The organism is Chryseobacterium sp. CG10_8 (genome assembly GCF_058117085.1).
On sequence record NZ_JBYVEB010000182.1, the window covers coordinates 1 to 3,280 of the forward strand.

Below are 3,280 nucleotides of genomic sequence, written 5' to 3' on the forward strand. Positions count from 1 at the left end.
TTATATCAAAACCAATCTCTTACAAACAAATTATTGCTTAAATGCCTAATTCAACAAGTTTTTTATAAAAAAGAAATCCGAATTTTTTTCGGATTTTTTTATGTTTAAAACTGAAAAATCAATTCAAAAATCTCAAATTTTACCCTATATTTGTGTTATGGATTATAAAAAATTAGTAATTCGAGGGATATCCTACAGCCAGACACAATCCGGTGCGTATGCATTATTATTGGAACATGAAGAAAGCAATGTGAAATTGCCCGTTGTTATTGGTAATTTCGAAGCACAATCTATTTCCTTGGGGTTGGAGAAAGATATTAATCCTCCAAGACCTTTGACACACGACCTTTTTACAAAGTTTGTTACATCGACCAGCTATAATTTGACTTCAGTTATTATCTATCAAATCGTTGATGGAGTCTTTTTCTCTAATATTAATTTCACCAATACAGCAAATAACGAAGAGTTGATTCTTGATGCTCGTACATCGGACGCGGTTGCAATGGCAGTAAGATTTAATGCTCCCATTTATACCACAGACCAGGTGCTTAATGAGGCAGGAATTCTTCTTGATATTGACGAAAAGGTAGAAGGTGATGAGATAGAAGAAGTATCCGATGCTGAGGATTTGAGCAATCTACCAATGGAGGATCTTCTGAAGCTTTTGGAAGAGGCTGTTGCAGATGAAGATTTTGATACCGCGTTAGAGCTTCAGGAAGAGATTAATAAGCGCAGAAAGAAAATAGATTAATTAATACAAAAGAATGAATATAAAACTACGATTAACGGTCCTTAGCTTTCTACAGTTTTTTGTTTGGGGAGCATGGCTAACAACTTTGGGCTCTTATGGATTTGGGATAAAACATTGGAGTGGTAACGAATTTGGAGCGGTGTTTTCTACCTTGGGTATTGCTTCTATTTTTATGCCTGCAATTATAGGAATGATTGCTGATAAATGGGTGAATGCGGAAAGATTGTATGGTATTTTACACATTTTGTACGGTATAATTTTGTTCTTTTTGGCGAAGACAGATAATCCAACAACTTTCTTTTGGGTACTGCTTTTTGCAATGTTTTGCTATATGCCAACCATTTCTTTGTCTAATTCTTTATCCTATACGATTCTAAAGAATAATAAGTATGACGTTGTAAAGGTTTTTCCACCAATTAGAGTTTGGGGTACGATAGGCTTCATAGCGGCGATGTGGATTACTAATATTTTTAGTGATGAACTTTCTCCGTTTCCATGGGGAATTGAAATTGGTAATGAATTAGCTAGTATTACAGGCAATATTCTTAATGCTAATCAGTTTTATATTGCTTCCGTTTTTGCTATTATTTTGGGTATATATTCCTTTACGTTACCAAAATGTCCGCCTCAAAACGTTAACGCTGGTTCCTCATTGTCAGAAAGATTAGGATTGAACGCCTTTAAACTTTTCGCAGATTATAAGCTAGCGCTTTTCTTTATTTTTTCTATGTTATTAGGAGCAGCATTGCAGTTGACCAATATGTACGGAGATACCTTTTTGAAGGATTTCAAAAATATTGCAGAATATGCAGATTCGGCGGTGGTACAATATTCTACGATGATTATTTCTATTTCTCAGATATCCGAAACTGTTTTTATACTAACTATTCCATTCTTTTTGAAGCGATTCGGAATCAAAAATGTAATGTTGATGAGTATGTTTGCATGGGTACTTAGATTTGGATTATTTTCTATCGGAAGTCCTGACGGAATAGGTTTGATGGCTATTATTCTATCGAATATTATATATGGTCTTGCCTTTGACTTTTTTAATATTTCGGGTTCATTATTTATTGAGACGACCACAGATTCTAAGATTCGTTCATCGGCTCAAGGATTATTTATGATGATGACTAATGGCTTCGGAGCGATTTTGGGAAGTTCTATCAGTGGTTGGTTAATTGGTCAATTCTTTACATCTGCAGATGGAATTAAGGATTGGAGTGGTATATGGTTTACCTTCACAATTTACGCTCTAATTATTGCAGTATTTTTCGCAATTTTATTCAAACACAAACACAATCCTAACGAAGTTGCCAATGTTGGACATTGATATGAGATCATTATCAGTACAAATACAACGGTAAAGAACTCCAAGAAACCGGAATGTACGATTATGGGGCGAGATTCTATATGCCGGATATCGGAAGATGGGGAGTGGTGGATCCGTTGGCGGAGAAAATGAGAAGATGGTCTCCTTATAATTATGCATATAATAATCCAATAAAATTTATTGACCCTGATGGAATGCGTCCTGCTTACGATTGGAATACAGGAAAGTATATGGATGGAGATAAAGAAGTTTCTTTTGATCAAGCACTTGATTATTATGGTGCAAATTCAAATAATTCTTCTGAAGATACAGAATCAGGCAATAATAGCAATGGTGATTGTCCTAAATGTCCAAAAAAGGCTAAGGATGCTGATATTTACGTAATTGGCTTTACTGGTTATCAATATAGAGATGGAGAATGGGTGGAACTAGAAGTTGGAGAAGATGTAGAATATAAAGGCAAGCATTATCTAAATCCATCTATAGAGCCTATAGCAGGAACTGTTCCTATTGGTCCTGGAGGAGGAGCTTCTTTAATAAAGTTATTAACGACGGCAAGAACCAGTTTGACGAATGCTGTAAAAAATCCTAAACTATTAAATATTGTAAAAGAATTATATAAAAACAGAGCTAAAATTGGAAGCGGAAGTTCAATGGATGCATACAGATTAGAGCAAGCAACAGGACGAACCGTTGGTGGTAGAACTCATGGACAAAAACTTTTAGATTATAGAAGGGCATTGCAAAAATTATGGCAAGATCGCGCTAATTTGACAAATGTAGAAAAACAAACAGTGAAACAACTATTAAATGATATTCAAAATGCACTTTCAGGTAATTAAAGATGATTATTATAACTCTATACCTCAGAAATTAAGAGAGTTTGTGCCAGAGTTTAGATCTGTTTTTGATGAAGAGGATGGTAATTATCCAATTTTAGGAGATTTAGGAAATTTTCTTGTGAATAATGCGAGAGATATTAGGGTTGTAGAAAAAGTAATGCTATTTGTTAGTGATGCATTAAAAAATGGAGGACAAGAGACAGAAAACGCAATAATATTACAAGTGTTTGATAAATTTTATGAAGAAACAGGGAGTGTTGATAATCTAGAGAAATTTTTACCAAAAAACGCCATAGAAAAATTGCAAAAATATAAATTCATATAGATTGCTCTTGGCTACGTCTAACAGCTTGC

Annotated in this window: 3 protein-coding genes and 1 pseudogene; all 4 read left to right on the top strand. The window is 34.4% G+C overall.

Going from position 1 to position 3,280, the window contains the following annotated elements; translation table 11 throughout:
• The first annotated feature begins 157 nt into the window (after positions 1–157).
• The 4 genes and pseudogenes from AC4AGG_RS15845 (at position 158) to AC4AGG_RS15860 (ending at position 3,251) form a co-directional block, all read left to right on the top strand.
• Positions 158–751 (top strand): bifunctional nuclease family protein, encoded by a 594-nt coding sequence (locus AC4AGG_RS15845; RefSeq protein ID WP_489772993.1) that lies wholly within the window; start codon positions 158–160, stop codon positions 749–751.
• Positions 752–764: 13 nt separating this feature from the next.
• The gene (locus AC4AGG_RS15850; protein ID WP_489772994.1) at positions 765–2,084 is read left to right on the top strand and encodes a nucleoside permease; all 1,320 of its coding nucleotides are present in this window, start codon (positions 765–767) and stop codon (positions 2,082–2,084) included.
• An 11-nt stretch (positions 2,085–2,095) separates the two neighbouring features.
• A pseudogene (locus tag AC4AGG_RS15855) lies at positions 2,096–2,281 on the top strand (RHS repeat-associated core domain-containing protein); the annotation flags it as partial.
• Positions 2,282–2,906: 625 nt separating this feature from the next.
• The gene (locus AC4AGG_RS15860) at positions 2,907–3,251 is read left to right on the top strand and encodes a DUF7674 family protein (protein WP_489772995.1); all 345 of its coding nucleotides are present in this window, start codon (positions 2,907–2,909) and stop codon (positions 3,249–3,251) included.
• Positions 3,252–3,280 lie beyond the last annotated feature (29 nt).